At 71.6% G+C, this 18560-nt stretch carries 15 protein-coding genes; 14 read left to right on the plus strand and 1 reads right to left on the minus strand.

Features of this window, described 5'->3' with window-relative positions; all coding sequences use genetic code 11:
• The first annotated feature begins 1 nt into the window (after position 1).
• The 12 genes from P8T65_RS39345 (at position 2) to P8T65_RS39400 (ending at position 14990) form a co-directional block, all read left to right on the plus strand.
• Positions 2-1288: a dihydroorotase gene (locus P8T65_RS39345; RefSeq protein ID WP_316730142.1), complete on the plus strand. Its 1287-nt coding sequence runs from the start codon at positions 2-4 to the stop codon at positions 1286-1288.
• The gene (locus P8T65_RS39350; RefSeq protein ID WP_316730143.1) at positions 1285-1851 is read left to right on the plus strand and encodes a hypothetical protein; all 567 of its coding nucleotides are present in this window, start codon (positions 1285-1287) and stop codon (positions 1849-1851) included. Before P8T65_RS39345 ends, P8T65_RS39350 begins: the two co-directional genes overlap by 4 nt.
• Entirely contained in the window at positions 1848-2990 is a 1143-nt protein-coding gene (gene carA, locus P8T65_RS39355; RefSeq protein WP_316730145.1) for a glutamine-hydrolyzing carbamoyl-phosphate synthase small subunit, read from the plus strand. The genes P8T65_RS39350 and carA overlap by 4 nt, the downstream gene beginning before the upstream one ends.
• Positions 2983-6291: a carbamoyl-phosphate synthase large subunit gene (gene carB, locus P8T65_RS39360; protein WP_316730146.1), complete on the plus strand. Its 3309-nt coding sequence runs from the start codon at positions 2983-2985 to the stop codon at positions 6289-6291. Before carA ends, carB begins: the two co-directional genes overlap by 8 nt.
• Before the next feature lie 55 nt (positions 6292-6346).
• A complete protein-coding gene (locus tag P8T65_RS39365; protein ID WP_316730147.1) occupies positions 6347-7453 on the plus strand; it encodes a quinone-dependent dihydroorotate dehydrogenase in 1107 nt (368 codons plus the stop codon).
• Positions 7450-8301 (plus strand): orotidine-5'-phosphate decarboxylase, encoded by an 852-nt coding sequence (gene pyrF / locus P8T65_RS39370; RefSeq protein WP_316730148.1) that lies wholly within the window; start codon positions 7450-7452, stop codon positions 8299-8301. The genes P8T65_RS39365 and pyrF overlap by 4 nt, the downstream gene beginning before the upstream one ends.
• Before the next feature lie 254 nt (positions 8302-8555).
• Positions 8556-8879, plus strand: a complete 324-nt coding sequence (locus P8T65_RS39375) for an integration host factor (RefSeq protein WP_003977346.1) — start codon at positions 8556-8558, stop codon at positions 8877-8879.
• 60 nt (positions 8880-8939) lie between these two features.
• Positions 8940-9533, plus strand: a complete 594-nt coding sequence (gene gmk, locus P8T65_RS39380) for a guanylate kinase (RefSeq protein ID WP_316730150.1) — start codon at positions 8940-8942, stop codon at positions 9531-9533.
• 64 nt (positions 9534-9597) lie between these two features.
• Positions 9598-9867 carry a DNA-directed RNA polymerase subunit omega gene (gene rpoZ, locus P8T65_RS39385; protein ID WP_257547626.1) on the plus strand — a complete coding sequence of 90 codons (270 nt, stop codon included), beginning with the start codon at positions 9598-9600 and terminating at the stop codon, positions 9865-9867.
• 119 nt (positions 9868-9986) lie between these two features.
• Positions 9987-11189 (plus strand): bifunctional phosphopantothenoylcysteine decarboxylase/phosphopantothenate--cysteine ligase CoaBC, encoded by a 1203-nt coding sequence (coaBC, locus tag P8T65_RS39390; protein WP_316730153.1) that lies wholly within the window; start codon positions 9987-9989, stop codon positions 11187-11189.
• A 240-nt stretch (positions 11190-11429) separates the two neighbouring features.
• Positions 11430-12638, plus strand: coding sequence for a methionine adenosyltransferase (gene metK / locus P8T65_RS39395; protein ID WP_215450995.1), 1209 nt, complete (start codon positions 11430-11432; stop codon positions 12636-12638).
• Positions 12639-12797: 159 nt separating this feature from the next.
• A complete protein-coding gene (locus P8T65_RS39400; protein WP_316730154.1) occupies positions 12798-14990 on the plus strand; it encodes a primosomal protein N' in 2193 nt (730 codons plus the stop codon).
• Between the two features lie 79 nt (positions 14991-15069).
• On the opposite strand, the gene P8T65_RS39405 is transcribed toward P8T65_RS39400, so the two are convergent.
• Positions 15070-15639 carry a hypothetical protein gene (locus P8T65_RS39405; RefSeq protein ID WP_316730155.1) on the minus strand — a complete coding sequence of 190 codons (570 nt, stop codon included), beginning with the start codon at positions 15637-15639 and terminating at the stop codon, positions 15070-15072.
• 412 nt (positions 15640-16051) lie between these two features.
• On the opposite strand from P8T65_RS39405, the gene fmt reads away from it, so the two are divergent.
• Together fmt and P8T65_RS39415 are read left to right on the plus strand one after the other, a co-directional pair.
• Entirely contained in the window at positions 16052-16984 is a 933-nt protein-coding gene (gene fmt, locus P8T65_RS39410; protein ID WP_316730158.1) for a methionyl-tRNA formyltransferase, read from the plus strand.
• Positions 16985-17123: 139 nt separating this feature from the next.
• The gene (locus tag P8T65_RS39415; RefSeq protein WP_316730159.1) at positions 17124-18551 is read left to right on the plus strand and encodes a transcription antitermination factor NusB; all 1428 of its coding nucleotides are present in this window, start codon (positions 17124-17126) and stop codon (positions 18549-18551) included.
• Positions 18552-18560: the final 9 nt, after the last annotated feature.

The raw sequence follows: 18560 nt of genomic DNA on the forward strand, positions 1-18560 counted from the left end.
CATGAGCAAGATCCTGATCCGTGGTGCGAAGGTGCTGGGCGGCGAGCCGCAGGACGTGTTGATCGACGGCGAGATCATCGCCGAGGTGGGCACCGGCCTGTCGGACGAGGGCGCCGTGGTCGTCGAGGCCGACGGCAAGGTGCTCCTGCCGGGCCTGGTCGACCTGCACACCCATCTGCGCGAGCCCGGCCGCGAGGACTCCGAGACCGTGCTGACCGGCACGCGCGCGGCGGCCTCCGGCGGTTACACGGCCGTCTACGCCATGGCCAACACCTTCCCGGTCGCCGACACCGCCGGTGTGGTCGAGCAGGTCTACCGGCTCGGCCAGGAGCACGGCTACTGCGACGTGCAGCCCATCGGCGCCGTCACCGTCGGCCTGGAGGGCAAGAAGCTCGCCGAGCTGGGCGCGATGCACGAGTCGGCCGCCGGTGTCACCGTCTTCTCGGACGACGGCAAGTGCGTCGACGACGCGGTGATCATGCGCCGGGCCCTGGAGTACGTGAAGGCCTTCGGCGGGGTCGTCGCCCAGCACGCGCAGGAGCCCCGGCTGACCGAGGGCGCCCAGATGAACGAGGGCATCGTCTCCGCCGAGCTGGGCCTCGGCGGCTGGCCCGCGGTGGCCGAGGAGTCGATCATCGCCCGGGACGTGCTGCTCGCCGAGCACGTCGGCTCCCGCGTCCACATCTGCCACCTGTCGACCGCCGGGTCCGTCGAGATCGTCCGCTGGGCCAAGTCCCGGGGCATCGACGTCACCGCCGAGGTCACCCCGCACCACCTCCTCCTCACCGACGAGCTGGTGCGGTCGTACAACCCGGTGTACAAGGTCAACCCGCCGCTGCGCACGGAACGCGACGTGCTGGCCCTGCGCGAGGCGCTCGCCGACGGCACGATCGACATCGTCGCCACCGACCACGCCCCGCACCCGCACGAGGACAAGGACTGCGAGTGGGCCGCGGCGGCCATGGGCATGGTCGGCCTGGAGACCGCGCTCTCGGTGGTCCAGGAGACGATGGTCACCACCGGTCTGCTCGACTGGGCCGGCGTCGCGGACCGTATGTCGTTCAAGCCCGCGAAGATCGGCCGGGCGACCGGTCACGGACGTCCCGTCTCGGCAGGTGAGCCCGCCAACCTCACGCTCGTCGACACGGCATACCGTGGGTCGGTGGATCCCGCGGGCTTCGCCTCGCGCAGCCGCAACACCCCCTACGAGGGCCGCGAGCTGCCGGGCCGTGTCACGCACACGTGGCTGCGGGGCAAGGCCACGCTCGTCGACGGGAAGCTCACGTGACACCTGTAATTCTGCTGGCCGCGGAGAAGGAATCGGCCGAGGTCACCGACTGGGCCGCGCGCATCGGCTGGGTCGTCGGACTCGCCCTCTTCGTCGCGCTCGTGTACTGGCTGATGCGCGAGGGCTGGAAGTGGCGCGGCACGCTCCAGAGCGATCTGCCGGCCATCCCCACCGCGCCGGACGAGCCGGGCGAGGCCAGACTGAGCATGAGCGGCCGCTACCACGGCTCCACCACCGCCGGGCAGTGGCTCGACCGCATCGTGGCGCACGGCCTGGGCACCCGCAGCCGGGTCGAGCTGACCCTGACGGACGCGGGCCTGGACGTCGTACGCCCGGGGGCGACGGACTTCTTCGTCCCGGTCGCGGCGCTGCGCGAGGCCCGGCTCGACAAGGGCATCGCCGGGAAGGTCCTCACCGAGGGCGGCCTGCTGGTCGTCACCTGGGAGCACGGCGGCAAGCTGCTCGACTCCGGGTTCCGCTCCGACCGCGCGGCCGAGCACAACGAGTGGGTCGAGACCCTGAACCAGATGATCAACAAGACGGAAACGGAAGGCGCACGATGACGACCTCCACCCGGGGAGCCACCAGGGTTCCCGCCGTACTCGTCCTGGAGGACGGCCGGATCTTCCGCGGCCGTGCCTACGGGGCCGTGGGGGTGACCTTCGGCGAGGCCGTGTTCTCCACCGGGATGACCGGCTACCAGGAGACCCTCACCGACCCGTCGTACCACCGCCAGGTCGTCGTCATGACCGCCCCGCACGTCGGCAACACCGGCGTCAACGACGAGGACCCCGAGTCGAAGAGGATCTGGGTCTCCGGCTACGTCGTCCGCGACCCCGCGCGCGTGCCGTCCAACTGGCGCTCCCGGCGCTCCCTGGACGACGAACTGCGCACCCAGGGCGTCGTCGGCATCTCCGGCATCGACACCCGCGCCCTCACCCGCCACCTCCGTGAGCGTGGCGCCATGCGCGTCGGCATCTTCTCCGGCAACGCGCTGCCCGACGAGGGCATCATGCTCACCGAGGTCCGCGAGGCCCCCGAGATGAAGGGCGCGAACCTCTCGGCCGAGGTCGCCACCAAGGAGACGTACGTCGTCCCCGCGATCGGCACCAAGAAGTTCACCGTCGCCGCCGTCGACCTCGGCATCAAGGGCATGACCCCGCACCGCATGGCCGAGCGCGGCATCGAGGTGCACGTGCTCCCGGCCACCGCCACGGCCGAGGACGTGTACGCCGTGAACCCCGACGGCGTGTTCTTCTCCAACGGCCCCGGTGACCCGGCCACCGCCGACCACCCGGTCTCCGTCATGCAGGCGGTCCTGGAGCGCGGCACCCCGCTCTTCGGCATCTGCTTCGGCAACCAGATCCTGGGCCGCGCGCTCGGCTTCGGCACCTACAAGCTGAAGTACGGCCACCGCGGCATCAACCAGCCGGTGCAGGACCGTACGACCGGCAAGGTCGAGGTCACCGCGCACAACCACGGCTTCGCCGTCGACGCCCCGCTCGACCAGGTCTCCGACACCCCCTACGGTCGCGCCGAGGTCTCCCACGTCTGCCTCAACGACAACGTGGTGGAAGGGCTCCAGCTCCTCGACCGGCCGGCGTTCAGCGTCCAGTACCACCCCGAAGCGGCAGCGGGCCCGCACGACGCCGCCTACCTGTTCGACCGCTTCGTATCCCTGATGGAGGGCCAGCGTGCCTAAGCGCACCGATATCCAGTCCGTCCTGGTCATCGGCTCCGGCCCGATCGTCATCGGCCAGGCCGCCGAGTTCGACTACTCCGGCACCCAGGCGTGCCGCGTGCTCAAGGCCGAGGGCCTGCGCGTCATCCTGGTCAACTCCAACCCGGCGACGATCATGACCGACCCGGAGATCGCCGACGCCACCTACGTCGAGCCGATCACCCCGGAGTTCGTCGAGAAGATCATCGCCAAGGAGCGCCCGGACGCCCTCCTGCCCACCCTCGGCGGTCAGACGGCCCTGAACACGGCCATCTCGCTGCACGAGGCCGGGACGCTGGAGAAGTACGCCGTCGAACTGATCGGCGCCAACGTCGAGGCCATCAACAAGGGCGAGGACCGCGACCTCTTCAAGGAGGTCGTCGAGGCCGTCCGCGCCAAGATCGGGCACGGCGAGTCCGCCCGCTCGGTCATCTGCCACTCCATGGACGACGTGCTCGGCGGCGTCGAGACGCTCGGCGGCTACCCCGTCGTCGTCCGCCCCTCCTTCACGATGGGCGGCGCCGGCTCCGGCTTTGCGCACGACGAGGACGAGCTGCGCCGTATCGCCGGCCAGGGCCTCACTCTCTCCCCGACCACCGAGGTGCTCCTGGAGGAGTCCATCCTCGGCTGGAAGGAGTACGAGCTGGAGCTGATGCGCGACAAGCACGACAACGTCGTGGTCGTCTGCTCCATCGAGAACTTCGACCCCATGGGCGTGCACACCGGCGACTCGATCACGGTCGCGCCCGCGATGACCCTGACCGACCGCGAGTACCAGGTGCTGCGTGACGTCGGCATCGCGATCATCCGCGAGGTCGGTGTCGACACCGGCGGCTGCAACATCCAGTTCGCGGTCAACCCCGAGGACGGCCGGGTCATCGTCATCGAGATGAACCCGCGCGTCTCGCGCTCCTCGGCCCTCGCCTCCAAGGCGACCGGCTTCCCCATCGCCAAGATCGCCGCGAAGCTCGCCGTCGGCTACACGCTCGACGAGATCCCGAACGACATCACCGAGCAGACCCCGGCCTCCTTCGAGCCGACGCTCGACTACGTCGTCGTCAAGGCCCCGCGGTTCGCCTTCGAGAAGTTCCCGTCCGCCGACTCCTCGCTGACCACCACCATGAAGTCGGTCGGCGAGGCCATGGCGATCGGCCGCAACTTCACCGAGGCGCTCCAGAAGGCGCTGCGGTCGCTGGAGAAGAAGGGCAGCCAGTTCACCTTCGTCGGTGAGCCCGGCGACAAGGCCCGCCTCCTCGAAGAGGCCGTCCGCCCCACCGACGGCCGGATCAACACCGTCATGCAGGCCATCCGGGCGGGCGCCACGCCCGAGGAGGTCTTCGAGTTCACGAAGATCGACCCGTGGTTCGTCGACCAGCTCTTCCTGATCAAGGAGATCGCGGACGAACTGGCCGCGGCCGGCAAACTCGACCCCGAGCTGCTCGCCGAGGCCAAGCGGCACGGCTTCTCCGACCAGCAGATCGCCGAGATCCGCGGGCTGCGCGAGGACGTCGTGCGCGAGGTCCGGCACGCCCTGGGCGTACGCCCGGTGTACAAGACGGTCGACACCTGCGCCGCCGAGTTCGCCGCGAGGACGCCGTACTTCTACTCCTCCTACGACGAGGAGTCGGAGGTCGCCCCGCGCGAGAAGCCGGCCGTGATCATCCTGGGGTCCGGCCCGAACCGCATCGGCCAGGGCATCGAGTTCGACTACTCCTGCGTGCACGCCTCCTTCGCGCTGCACGACGCGGGCTACGAGACCGTGATGGTCAACTGCAACCCGGAGACCGTCTCCACCGACTACGACACCTCCGACCGCCTCTACTTCGAACCGCTGACGCTCGAGGACGTGCTGGAGATCGTGCACGCCGAGTCGCTGGCCGGTCCGATCGCGGGCGTCGTCGTCCAGCTCGGCGGCCAGACCCCGCTGGGCCTGTCGCAGGCGCTCAAGGACAACGGCGTGCCCGTCGTCGGAACCTCCCCGGAGGCCATCCACGCCGCCGAGGACCGCGGCGCCTTCGGCCGCGTCCTCGCCGAGGCCGGCCTCCCCGCGCCCAAGCACGGCACCGCCACCACCTTCGCGGGCGCCAAGGCCATCGCCGACGAGATCGGCTACCCGGTCCTCGTCCGCCCGTCCTACGTGCTCGGCGGACGAGGCATGGAGATCGTCTACGACGAGGCCCGCCTGGAGGCGTACATCGCCGAGTCGACCGAGATCAGCCCCTCCCGGCCGGTCCTCGTCGACCGCTTCCTCGACGACGCCATCGAGATCGACGTGGACGCCCTGTACGACGGCCACGAGCTCTACCTCGGCGGCGTGATGGAGCACATCGAGGAGGCCGGCATCCACTCCGGCGACTCGGCGTGCGCCCTTCCCCCGATCACCCTCGGCGGCTTCGACATCAAGCGCCTGCGCGCCTCCACCGAGGCCATCGCCAAGGGTGTCGGCGTGCGCGGACTGATCAACATCCAGTTCGCGATGGCCGGCGACATCCTCTACGTCCTGGAGGCCAACCCGCGCGCCTCCCGCACCGTCCCCTTCACCTCGAAGGCGACCGCGGTGCCGCTGGCCAAGGCCGCCGCCCGGATCTCGCTCGGCGCGACCATCGCCGAGCTGCGCGAGGAGGGGCTGCTGCCGAAGAACGGCGACGGCGGCGAGCTGCCGCTCGACGCGCCGATCTCCGTCAAGGAGGCCGTCATGCCGTGGTCGCGCTTCCGCGACATCCACGGGCGCGGCGTCGACACCATCCTCGGCCCGGAGATGCGCTCCACCGGCGAGGTCATGGGCATCGACTCGGTCTTCGGCACGGCGTACGCCAAGTCGCAGGCGGGCGCGTACGGGCCGCTGCCCACCAAGGGCCGCGCGTTCATCTCGGTCGCCAACCGCGACAAGCGCTCGATGATCTTCCCGGCGCGTGAGCTGGTCGCGCACGGCTTCGAGCTGCTGGCCACGTCCGGCACGGCCGAGGTCCTCAAGCGCAACGGGATCAACGCCACCGTCGTCCGCAAGCAGTCCGAGGGCACCGGTCCGAACGGCGAGAAGACGATCGTCCAGCTCATCCACGACGGCGAGGTCGACCTCATCGTCAACACCCCGTACGGCACCGGCGGCCGCCTCGACGGCTACGACATCCGGACGGCCGCCGTGGCCCGCTCGGTGCCGTGCCTGACGACCGTGCAGGCCCTCGCCGCGGCCGTCCAGGGCATCGACGCGCTCAACCACGGCGGAGTGGGCGTGCGCTCGCTCCAGGAACACGCCGAACACCTGACCGCGGCCCGCGACTAGCAGCCGACGAGGGGGACACCGGAAACGGTGTCCCCCTCGTCGTGAGGACACCACCATGTACAAGCTCTTCTTCCGTCTGGTCTTCACCCGGATGGACCCGGAGGAGGCCCACCACCTGGCCTTCCGCTGGATCCGTCTCGCCTCCCGCGTCCCCGTGCTGCGCACCTTCCTGGCGGCGGCGCTCGCGCCCCGCTACGAGGAACTGCGCACCGAGGCCTTCGGTCTGCGGATGCACGGCCCCTTCGGACTCGCCGCCGGCTTCGACAAGAACGCGATCGCCATCGACGGGATGTCGATGCTCGGCTTCGACCACGTCGAGATCGGCACGGTGACCGGCGAGGGCCAGCCCGGCAACCCCAAGAAGCGGCTGTTCCGCCTGGTCGCCGACCGCGCGCTGATCAACCGTATGGGCTTCAACAACGAGGGCTCGCTCGCCGTCGCCGCCCGCCTGGCCTCCCGCACGCCCGTCTTCAGGACGGTCGTCGGCGTCAACATCGGCAAGACCAAGGTCGTCCCGGAGGACGAGGCCGTCGGGGACTACGTGAAATCCACCGAGCGCCTCGCCCCGTACGCCGACTACCTCGTCGTCAACGTCTCCTCGCCCAACACGCCCGGCCTGCGCAACCTCCAGGCCACCGAGGCACTGCGGCCCCTGCTGACCGCCGTCCGCGAGGCCGCCGACCGCACGGTCCGCGCCCGCCGCGTCCCGCTCCTTGTGAAGATCGCGCCGGACCTCGCCGACGAGGACATCGACGCCGTCGCCGACCTCGCCGTGGAGCTGGGCCTGGACGGGATCATCGCCACGAACACCACCATCGCGCGCGAGGGACTCGGCCTCACCTCCGCACCCTCCCTCGTGAAGGAGACGGGCGGCCTCTCCGGCGCCCCCGTGAAGGCCCGCTCCCTGGCGGTCCTGCGCCGCCTCTACGCGCGCGTGGGCGACCGGATCACCCTGGTGGGCGTCGGTGGCATCGAGAACGCCGAGGACGCCTGGGAGCGCATCCTGGCGGGCGCCACCCTGATCCAGGGCTACAGCGCCTTCGTCTACCAGGGGCCCTTCTGGAGCCGCACCCTCCACAAGGGGCTCGCCGCGCGGCTGCGCACGAGCCCGTACGCCACCCTCGCCGACGCGGTCGGCGCCGACGTGAGGAAGACGGTATGACCGAGCCCTTCGGCGCACGGCTGCGCCGAGCCATGGACGAACGCGGGCCGCTCTGCGTCGGCATCGACCCGCACGCCTCCCTGCTCGCCGACTGGGGCCTGAACGACGACGTCGCGGGCCTGGAGCACTTCAGCCGCACGGTCGTGGAGGCGCTGGCCGACCGGGTCGCCGTCCTCAAGCCGCAGAGCGCGTTCTTCGAGCGCTTCGGGTCGCGCGGCGTCGCCGTACTGGAGAAGTCGGTGGCCGAGGCGCGGGCGGCGGGCGCGCTGGTCGTCATGGACGCCAAGCGCGGCGACATCGGCTCCACCATGGCCGCGTACGCCGAGACCTTCCTGCACAAGGACGCGCCCCTCTTCTCGGACGCGCTGACGGTCTCGCCCTACCTGGGCTACGGCTCGCTGAAGCCCGCCGTGGAGCTGGCGCGCGAGAACGGGGCCGGACTGTTCGTGCTGGCGCTGACCTCCAACCCGGAGGGCGGCGAGGTGCAGCACGCGGTCCGCACCGACGGCCGGAACGTCGGCGCGACCATGCTGGCGCACCTGGCCGCCGAGAACGCGGGAGAGGCGCCCCTGGGGTCCTTCGGGGCCGTCGTCGGCGCCACGCTGGGTGACCTGTCGTCGTACGACCTGAACATCGGTGGACCTCTCCTCGCGCCCGGCATCGGGGCGCAGGGGGCCACGCCGGCCGATCTTCCGGCGGTCTTCGGGTCCGCCGTGGGCAATGTGGTCCCGAACGTCAGTCGGGGTGTCCTTCGTCACGGTCGCGACATCGTCGCGCTGCGTGACGCCTCGGATCGTTTCGCGGACGAGATCCGCACCGCGACGGCGACCGTCCGAGACCTCCGATGAGTGTGTGAGGGGCGGTTACCGGACGCCTTGAGTCTGAATACATTCTCAAATCCAGGGCAATATGCCGGTTATGTCCGACTCCAGGGAGGCTGACCAGGACTTTTCCGCTGTTCTCGCTGACTCTGGCGGAGTTGGCCGCTAGTCTCCGAGCAGGGTGAACGGGCGAGCGTGTTGCTCGTGGCACCCCAGGTGTGGGGCGACTAGGTTCCTCACCGGTCCGTATCCGACAGTTCGACATCCGAGGTGACGTAGGCGTGGCTCTTCCGCCCCTTACCCCTGAACAGCGCGCAGCCGCGCTCGAAAAGGCCGCCGCGGCTCGCCGGGAGCGGGCCGAGGTCAAGAATCGACTCAAGCACTCCGGCGCCTCCCTGCACGAGGTCATCAAGCAGGGCCAGGAGAACGACGTCATCGGCAAGATGAAGGTCTCCGCCCTGCTCGAGTCCCTGCCGGGCGTGGGCAAGGTCCGCGCCAAGCAGATCATGGAGCGACTCGGCATCTCCGAGAGCCGTCGTGTACGCGGCCTCGGTTCCAACCAGATCGCTTCCCTGGAGCGTGAGTTCGGCAGCACCGGTTCCTGATCCCGCCCCCTGACGGGAAGGGAGTCCCGGGCACTCCGGGATTGCTGGAATAATCGCTGCATGGCTGCAACATTCCGGGGGACGACCCCCGAGCCCCCGGACGTACGTCCGCGGCTGACCGTGCTCTCCGGCCCCTCCGGGGTCGGCAAGAGCACGGTCGTCGCCCATATGCGCAAGGCGCACCCCGAGGTCTGGCTCTCGGTGTCGGCGACGACCCGCAAGCCGCGCCCCGGCGAGCAGCACGGCGTCCACTACTTCTTCGTCACCGACGAGGAGATGGACAAGCTGATCGCCAACGGTGAGCTGCTGGAGTGGGCCGAGTTCGCCGGCAACCGCTACGGCACTCCCCGGGCCGCCGTGCTCGAACGCCTGGAGAAGGGCGAGCCGGTGCTGCTGGAGATCGACCTCCAGGGCGCGCGGCAGGTCCGTGAGACCATGCCGGACGCCCAGCTGGTCTTCCTGGCACCTCCCTCCTGGGAGGAGCTGGTGCGCCGGCTCACCGGGCGGGGCACCGAACCGCCCGAGGTGATCGAACGCCGCCTGGAGGCGGCCAAGGTCGAGCTGGCTGCCGAGCCGGAGTTCGACGTCACCCTGGTCAACACCTCCGTCGAGGACGTGGCCCGCGAGCTGCTAGCCTTGATGGATGTTGTGTGATCACGGGGTCTGTCCGTTTTCTGTGATCACGACCGGTCTTTTCCCATCCATCGGAAGGTAGAGCGTGTCCTCTTCCATCTCCGCGCCCGAGGGCATCATCAACCCGCCGATCGACGAGCTCCTCGAGGCAACCGACTCGAAGTACAGCCTCGTGATCTACGCGGCCAAGCGCGCCCGCCAGATCAACGCGTACTACTCGCAGCTCGGCGAGGGCCTCCTTGAGTACGTCGGTCCCCTCGTCGACACCCACGTCCACGAGAAGCCGCTCTCGATCGCCCTGCGCGAGATCAACGCGGGTCTGCTGACGTCCGAGGCCATCGAGGGCCCCGCGTAAGTCATATCGGCAGATCGCAGTAGGTTTTTCCACAGGCCCGGCAGTGCGACTGTCGGGCCTGTGGTGTGTCATTGAGGCGTCACGCAGAAGGCGTACACATCCGAGTGCGGGGAGGCCCGGTGGGCAAGCCGAAGGTCGTTCTGGGGGTCAGCGGTGGAATCGCCGCCTACAAGGCGTGCGAGCTGCTGCGCCGGCTGACCGAATCCGGTCATGACGTACGGGTCGTGCCGACCGACTCCGCGCTGCACTTCGTCGGCGCCGCCACCTGGTCCGCGCTCTCCGGCAACCCGGTCTCGACCGAGGTCTGGGAGAGCGTCCACGAGGTGCCGCACGTGCGCATCGGGCAGGAGGCCGACCTGGTCGTCGTCGCCCCGGCGACCGCCGACATGCTGGCCAAGGCCGCCCACGGCCTGGCCGACGACCTCCTGACCAACACCCTCCTCACCGCTCGCTGTCCGGTCGTCTTCGCCCCCGCCATGCACACCGAGATGTGGGAACACCCGGCCACCCAGGAGAACGTGGAGACGCTCCGCCGCCGCGGCGCCCTCGTCATCGCCCCCGCCGTGGGCAGACTGACCGGCGTCGACACCGGCAAGGGCCGACTGCCGGACCCCGCGGAGATCTTCGAGGTCTGCCGCCGGGTGCTGGCGCGGGGCGTCACCGAGCCTGACCTCGTCGGCCGGCACGTCGTGGTGACCGCCGGCGGCACCCGGGAGCCCCTCGACCCCGTCCGCTTCCTCGGCAACCGCTCCTCCGGCAAACAGGGGTACGCCCTCGCCCGTACGGCCGCCGCGCGCGGCGCCCGGGTCACGCTGATCGAGGGCAACACCGGACTGCCGGACCCGGCGGGCGTGGACGTCGTCCGGATCGGTACGGCGGTCCAACTGCGCGAGGCGGTGCTCAAGGCGGCGCCGGACGCGGACGTCGTGGTGATGGCGGCGGCCGTGGCCGACTTCCGGCCGGAGACCTACGCCAGCGGCAAGATCAAGAAGAAGGACGGCCAGGAGCCCGAGCCCGTCGTCCTGGTGCGTAATCCGGACATCCTCGCGGAGATCTCGGCGGACCGTCCGCGTCCCGGCCAGGTGGTCGTCGGCTTCGCCGCCGAGACCGACGACGTCCTCGCCAACGGCCGCGCCAAACTGGCCCGCAAGGGGTGCGATCTGCTGGTGGTGAACGAGGTGGGGGAGCGCAAGACCTTCGGCTCCGAGGAGAACGAGGCCGTGGTGCTGGGAGCCGACGGAAGCGAGACACCGGTCCCGTACGGCCCCAAGGAAGCCCTGGCGGAGACGGTCTGGGACCTGGTGGTGAACAGGTTCGGGTGATGGTGGCATTCGCGTCAGCCCTCACCCGAACCGCTGACATTGGGGCGTGGCGACCCTGGCGGACCGCGGCGGCCATTGGGCAGAATGCGGGTGCCGCAGGTCACAGAGCTCCCGAGAGGCGAGACGGGTGGGCCAGTGGCCGAGCCCGACCGATAAACTGTTCTCGGACGACGCCGGGCGCAGCCCCCGATCGCGTCCGACAATGATCAGCCAGCAGCCGCTGCAACCCCAGGGAGCGTTGTGTCCCGTCGTCTGTTCACCTCGGAGTCCGTGACCGAGGGTCACCCCGACAAGATCGCCGATCAGATCAGCGATGCCATTCTCGATGCGCTCCTGCGCGAGGACCCCACGTCCCGCGTCGCCGTGGAGACGCTCATCACGACCGGCCTGGTGCACGTGGCCGGCGAGGTCACGACCAAGGCGTACGCGCCGATCGCGCAGCTGGTGCGCGACACCATCCTGAACATCGGCTACGACTCGTCGAAGAAGGGCTTCGACGGCGCCTCCTGCGGTGTGTCGGTGTCGATCGGCGCGCAGTCCCCGGACATCGCTCAGGGTGTGGACACGGCGTACGAGTCCCGGGTTGAAGGCGACGAGGACGAGCTGGACAAGCAGGGCGCCGGCGACCAGGGCCTGATGTTCGGCTACGCGTCGGACGAGACGCCGACGCTGATGCCGCTCCCGATCTTCCTGGCGCACCGTCTGTCGAAGCGCCTGTCCGAGGTCCGCAAGAACGGCACCATCCCCTACCTCCGCCCTGACGGCAAGACCCAGGTCACCATCGAGTACGACGGTGACAAGGCGGTCCGCCTGGACACGGTCGTCGTCTCCTCCCAGCACGCCAGCGACATCGACCTGGAGTCCCTTCTCGCCCCGGACATCCGCGAGTTCGTGGTGGAGCCGGAGCTGAAGGCCCTCCTCGACGACGGCATCAAGCTGGACACCGAGGGCTACCGCCTGCTCGTCAACCCGACCGGCCGCTTCGAGATCGGCGGTCCGATGGGTGACGCGGGCCTGACCGGCCGCAAGATCATCATCGACACGTACGGCGGCATGGCCCGCCACGGCGGCGGCGCCTTCTCGGGCAAGGACCCGTCCAAGGTCGACCGCTCGGCGGCGTACGCGATGCGCTGGGTCGCCAAGAACGTCGTCGCGGCCGGCCTTGCCTCCCGCTGCGAGGTCCAGGTGGCGTACGCCATCGGCAAGGCCGAGCCCGTCGGCCTCTTCGTGGAGACCTTCGGCACCGCCAAGGTCGACACCGACCGGATCGAGAAGGCCATCGACGAGGTCTTCGACCTCCGCCCGGCGGCCATCATCCGTGACCTCGACCTGCTGCGCCCGATCTACGGTCAGACCGCCGCGTACGGCCACTTCGGCCGCGAACTGCCCGAGTTCACCTGGGAGCGCACGGACCGCGTCGAGGAACTGCGCAAGGCCGCGGGTCTCTGAGCCCTCCGACTCGGCACTCCTCCGGATCTCCGACGAGGCCCGGCACTCCTTCGGGAGTGCCGGGCCTCGTCGCATTCCCCGTGCCGAGGACGGTCCGACCGCCGTCTCGCGCGCTCCCGGGCGGCGTCGGCTGTCAGTGGGGTTTGGGAGGATGGGCGTGTGAGCAGCGAGGACGGTACGAGGGGCGGGGGCGCGACGGGGGACGGCGAGCCGGAGCAACTGGCTCTCGTCCGGGAGGCCGTGCGCAGGGCCAAGGTGCCGCGGGCGAAACCGCGGACCTGGCGGGGGGCGGCGCTGGCCAAGGAGCTGCCCGTGGCCCGGGTGCTGGTCGACAAGGGCGTGCTGCACCTCGACCGGTACTTCGACTACGCGGTGCCGGAGGAGCTGGACGCGGTCGCCCAGCCGGGCGTGCGGGTGCGGGTGAGGTTCGGCGCCGGGGGGCGCAACGTCCGTGAAGGGCGACGGGAGGGCGGCTCGCTGATCGACGGCTTTCTCGTCGAGCGGGTCGCCGAGTCGGAGTACTCCGGGCCGCTGGCCGCGCTCGCGCAGGTCGTCTCCCCGGAACCGGTGCTGGGGCCCGAGCTGTTGGGGCTGGCGCGGGCCGTGGCGGACCGGTACGCGGGGAGCCTCGCCGATGTGCTGCAGCTGGCCGTTCCGCCTCGGCACGGTCGAGCGGAGGCGGTGCGGATGGGTGAGCCGGCGTCGCCGCCGCCCGCACCCGAGCCGGGGTCGTGGCTGCGGTACGGCCGGGGGAGGGAATTCCTGCGGGCGCTGGCCGAGGGCGGTGCGCCCCGGGCCGTGTGGACCGCGTTGCCGGGGCCCGAGTGGGCCGAGGAGATCGCGCGGGCCGTGCAGGCGACGCTGGCGTCGGGGCGCGGGGCGCTCGTGGTCGTACCGGCCGGACGGCCCGCCGCGCGGGTCGACGAGGCGCTCGGGCGGCTGCTGGGGGAGGGGCGGCACGCGCTGCTGACCGCCGACGCGGGCCAGGAGAGGCGGTACCGGGAGTGGCTGGCCGTGCGGCGGGGGGCCGTACGGGCCGTGGTGGGGACCCGGGCGGCCATGTTCGCGCCGGTGCGGGACCTCGGGCTGGTCGTCGTGTGGGACGACGGCGACGCGAGTCACAGTGATGACAACGCCCCGTTCCCGCATGTGCGGGAGGTGCTGGAGCTGCGGGCGTCCCGGGACAAGTGCGGCTTCCTGCTGGGGAGTTGGAGTTGTACGGTCGAGGCCGCCCAGCTGGTCGAGAGCGGCTGGGCCGCGCCGATCGTGGCCGGGCGGGAGCAGGTGCGGGCCGCCGCTCCGCTGGTGCGGACCGTGGGGGACGCGGACCTCGCGCGGGACGAGGCCGCTCGGGCGGCGCGGTTGCCGAGTCTGGCCTGGCAGGTCGCGCGGGACGGATTGCGGGACGGCCCCGTGCTGGTGCAGGTGCCCCGGCGCGGATATGTGCCGCGGATGGCCTGCGCGCGCTGCCGTGAACCCGCCAGGTGCCGGCACTGCGCGGGACCGCTTCAGGCGCGGGACGACTCAGGTGCGCTGCGGTGCGGATGGTGCGGGCGTGAGGAGGGCGGCTGGCACTGCCCCGAGTGCGGGGGGCACCGGCTGCGGGCACAGGTCGTGGGGGCGCGGCGGACCGCCGAGGAGCTGGGGCGGGCCTTTCCCGCCGTGCCCGTGCGGACCTCCGGCCGGGAGCAGGTGCTCGACACCGTGCCGGGGACGCCCGCGCTGGTGGTGAGCACGCCCGGGGCCGAACCGGTCGCGGAGGGCGGGTATGCGGCGGCCCTGCTGCTCGACGGGTGGGCGATGCTGGGGCGGCCCGATCTGCGGGCCGGGGAGGACGCGCTGCGACGGTGGATCGGCGCGGCCGCGCTCGTGCGGAACCAAGGGCTCGGCGGCACGGTCGTCGTGGTGGCCGAGCCGACGCTGCGGCCCGTGCAGGCGCTCGTGCGGTGGGATCCGGTGGGACACGCGGTGCGGGAACTCGCCGAACGGGCCGAGCTGGGGTTCCCCCCGGTGTCGCGGATGGCCGCCGTGTCCGGCCCGGCCCAGGCGGTGGCCGATTTCCTGACCGCTGTCCAACTGCCCTCGGACGCGGAGGTGTTGGGGCCTGTGCCCGTGGCGGGACCGCCTGTTCCCGGGGCGAGCAGCGGTCCTGCGGCAGGTGCGGGAAGGGCGCGGCGGGCCGGGGTGCCGGTACCGGGGGAGCAGTGGGAGCGGGCGCTGATCCGGGTACCGCCGGGGAGCGGGGGCGCGCTGGCCGGCGCGTTGAAGAGTGCGCAGGCGGCGCGGATGGCGCGTGGGGTGAACGAGGGGGCGCGCGTGCGGATCCGGGTGGATCCGTTGGACATCGGGTGAGCGGTACGGAGGTCCGGGCAGCTCCGGCATGCGTCTGCCTCCCGGTCGGTCGGTGACCGGGAGGCAGACGTCGGGCGGGTCAGCCGTTGCGAGGGCCGGGGAAGGCCGTGGGTCTCACGTCCTCGCGGAGGGTGGGGCTGCCCGCTGTCGGCTGCGTCGGCATGTGCGCGGGCACCGGGGCGGGCAGGGGAGCGGGCATCGAGCGGGCCGCCGGGACCGTGGGGATGCCGGAGCCGACGTTGACGGTGCGGCTTCCCTGGGGGTCCCCCGTGCGTTCCGCCTCGGCGGCGGCCTGCGCGGCGGCGCGGCGGGCGCCGTAGCGGCGGTGCACGGCCTGCTTGGTGACCCCGAGGGCCGAGCCCACCGCGTCCCATGAGAAACCGAGCGAGCGGTCGAAGTCCACGGCTGCCGTGACGAGGGTCTCGACGCTGTCCCGCAGCTCCTGGGCGAGGCGGACGGTCGGAGCGGGGGCGCGTCCGTAGACGACGAAGCCCGTGGAGGGGCCGGAGCGGCGCGGGCGGTAGACGTTGCCCAACTGGGCGGTGAGGGTGCGCAGTGCGTCCACCTGCCGGCGGACCCGCTCGATGTCCCGCACCAGCAAGTGCAGGCTGGCCCGAGCCTGGGCGTCGTGGGTTGCGTGGTCGGCCATGAACAAGCCTCTCGAACCGGCGTTGGAAAAGGGGAAGTGCCGCCATTGCGGCGCGTATCGGTCAACTCTTTCTTGACCAACGCGAATTCGCTCCGCTGGTAACGGGGTGGGGGCGTGGGGGCATGTGCGTGGGGCGCGTGGGTGGGGGTGCGCCCCCGCTGCGGCTGGGCCTGGACCTTGTTCTTCCACCCGCGCACCGCCCGTGCGGGTGGGCTGACAAGTGCGGGTCTCCCGTGGGGGTCCTCCGCCGTCGGCGACTGCGGGCCGTGGCGTGCGCTGTGCGGCGTGGGGTGCACTGTGGGGCGTTGGGGGAGTGGGCGGTTGGGGGAGGTGCGGAACATAGACTGGGGCGTTGTCCCGCGTCGTCGCGTGAGGGCGTACGAACTTTCGTCCGAGAGGCCGTCAGACATCCATGAAGCTCGTCTTCGCCGGTACCCCAGAGGTCGCTGTTCCCGCGTTGGACGCCCTGATCGCGTCGGGGAGGCATGAGGTGGCCGCGGTCGTGACGCGGCCGGACGCTCCGGCGGGGCGGGGGCGGCGCCTGGTCGCGAGCCCGGTGGCGCAGCGGGCGGAGGAGGCCGGCATCGAGGTGCTGAAGCCCCACCGGCCCCGGGACGAGGCGTTTCTCGCGCGGCTCCGGGAGATCGCGCCCGACTGCTGCCCCGTCGTCGCCTACGGGGCCCTGCTGCCCCGGGTCGCCCTCGACGTGCCTGCCCACGGCTGGGTCAACCTGCACTTCTCCCTGCTGCCCGCCTGGCGGGGCGCCGCTCCCGTGCAGCACTCGATCATGGCCGGGGACGAGATCACGGGCGCGTCCACCTTCCTGATCGAGGAGGGGCTCGACTCCGGGCCGGTGTACGGAACGGTCACCGAGGAGATCCGGCCGACCGACACGAGCGGGGACCTGCTGACCCGGCTCGCCTTCGCGGGCTCCGGGCTGCTCGCCGCCACGATGGACGGGATCGAGGACGGCACCCTGAAGGCCGTGCCCCAGCCCCCCGACGGGATCACCCTCGCGCCGAAGATCACCGTGGAGGACGCCCGGATCGACTGGTCCACCCCCGCGCTGCGCGTCGACCGGGTCGTGCGCGGCTGCACACCCGCGCCGGGCGCCTGGACGACGTTCCGCGGGGAGCGGCTGAAGCTCGTCCACGTCGCGCCGGTGCCCGAGCGGACCGAACTCGCCCCGGGCGCACTCGAAGTCGGCAAGAACAACGTGTATGTCGGGACCGGGTCGTACGCCGTCGAACTGCTCTGGGTGCAGGCGCAGGGCAAGAAGCCGATGCGGGCCGCCGACTGGGCGCGCGGGGTACGGATCGAATCCGGCGAGTCGGTCGGAGCCTGAGCGACTCGGTCCTCGATCCTCGATTCCGCCGGGCTGGTGGCCGCCCCGACCGCAGGTCTCCGCGGCCGACGCCCGGTGGCCCGCGCCCCCGGCGTACCCTGGCCGTGATGTCTCGTCCCGTATCCGGAGCACCTTTTTCGTGAGTGAGCAGTCCCGTCCGGGCAAGCCGGGCAAGCCGTACCGCCGTCCCCAGAAGGACCCCGTCCGTATGCTCGCCTTCGAGGCGCTCCGGGCTGTGGACGAACGGGACGCGTACGCGAACCTCGTCCTGCCGCCGCTGCTGCGCCGGGCGCGGGAGAAGGAGGGGCCCGTCAAGTTCGACGGGCGGGACGCGGCGCTGGCGACCGAGCTGGTGTACGGGACGCTGCGGCGGCAGGGGACGTACGACGCGGTCATCGCGGAGTGCGTCGACCGGCCGTTGCGTGAGGTCGACCCGCCGGTGCTCGATGTGCTCAGCCTCGGTGTGCACCAGCTGCTGGGCACCCGGATCCCGACGCACGCCGCCGTGTCCGCCTCCGTCGACCTCGCGCGCGTCGTGCTCGGCGACGGACGGGCCAAGTTCGTGAACGCCGTGCTGCGCAAGGTGGCGCGGCACGACCTCGACGGCTGGCTGGAGCGGGTCGCGCCGCCCTACGAGGACGACCCGGAGGACCACCTCGCGGTCGTGCATTCGCACCCCCGCTGGGTCGTCTCCGCCCTGTGGGACTCCCTCGGCGGCGGGCGGGCCGGCATCGAGGAGCTGTTGGAGGCCGACAACGAGCGGCCCGAGGTCACGCTCGTCGCCAGGCCCGGACGGTCCACCGCCGAGGAACTGCTCCGGGAGGAGTCCGCGGTGGCGGGGCGCTGGTCGCCGTACGCCGTGCGGCTCTCCGAGGGCGGGGAGCCGGGTGCCGTGGACGCCGTACGGGAAGGCCGTGCGGGGGTGCAGGACGAGGGCAGTCAGTTGGTGGCGCTCGCTCTCGCCAACGCGCCCTTGGAGGGTCCGGACAAGGCTTGGCTCGACGGGTGTGCCGGGCCCGGCGGCAAGGCCGCGCTGCTCGCCGCCCTCGCCGCCGAGCGCGGGGCCGTGCTGCTCGCCTCCGAGAAGCAGCCGCACCGGGCCGGACTGGTCGCCAAGGCACTGGACGGCAATCCCGGGCCGTACCAGGTGATCGCCGCTGACGGAACCCGCCCGCCCTGGCGACAGGGGGCGTTCGACCGGGTGCTGATGGACGTGCCCTGCACGGGGCTGGGAGCCTTGCGGCGGCGCCCCGAAGCCCGTTGGCGGCGGAGGCCCGAGGACCTGGACGGGTTCGCCCCGCTCCAGCGGGCGCTGCTGCGGACCGCGCTGGAGTCCGTGCGGGTCGGCGGAGTCGTCGGCTACGCGACCTGCTCGCCGCACCTCGCCGAGACCCGCGCGGTCGTCGACGACGTGCTCAAGAGTTACGGCGACGCGGCCGACCTGATCGACGCGCGGCCCCTGCTGGAGGGCGTACCGGCGCTGGGCGAGGGGCCCGACATCCAGCTGTGGCCCCATCTGCACGGGACGGACGCCATGTACCTGGCCCTCATCCGCCGGGTCGCGTGACGCTCCGCC

This window comes from Streptomyces sp. 11x1 (assembly GCF_032598905.1).
Classification (GTDB): domain Bacteria; phylum Actinomycetota; class Actinomycetes; order Streptomycetales; family Streptomycetaceae; genus Streptomyces.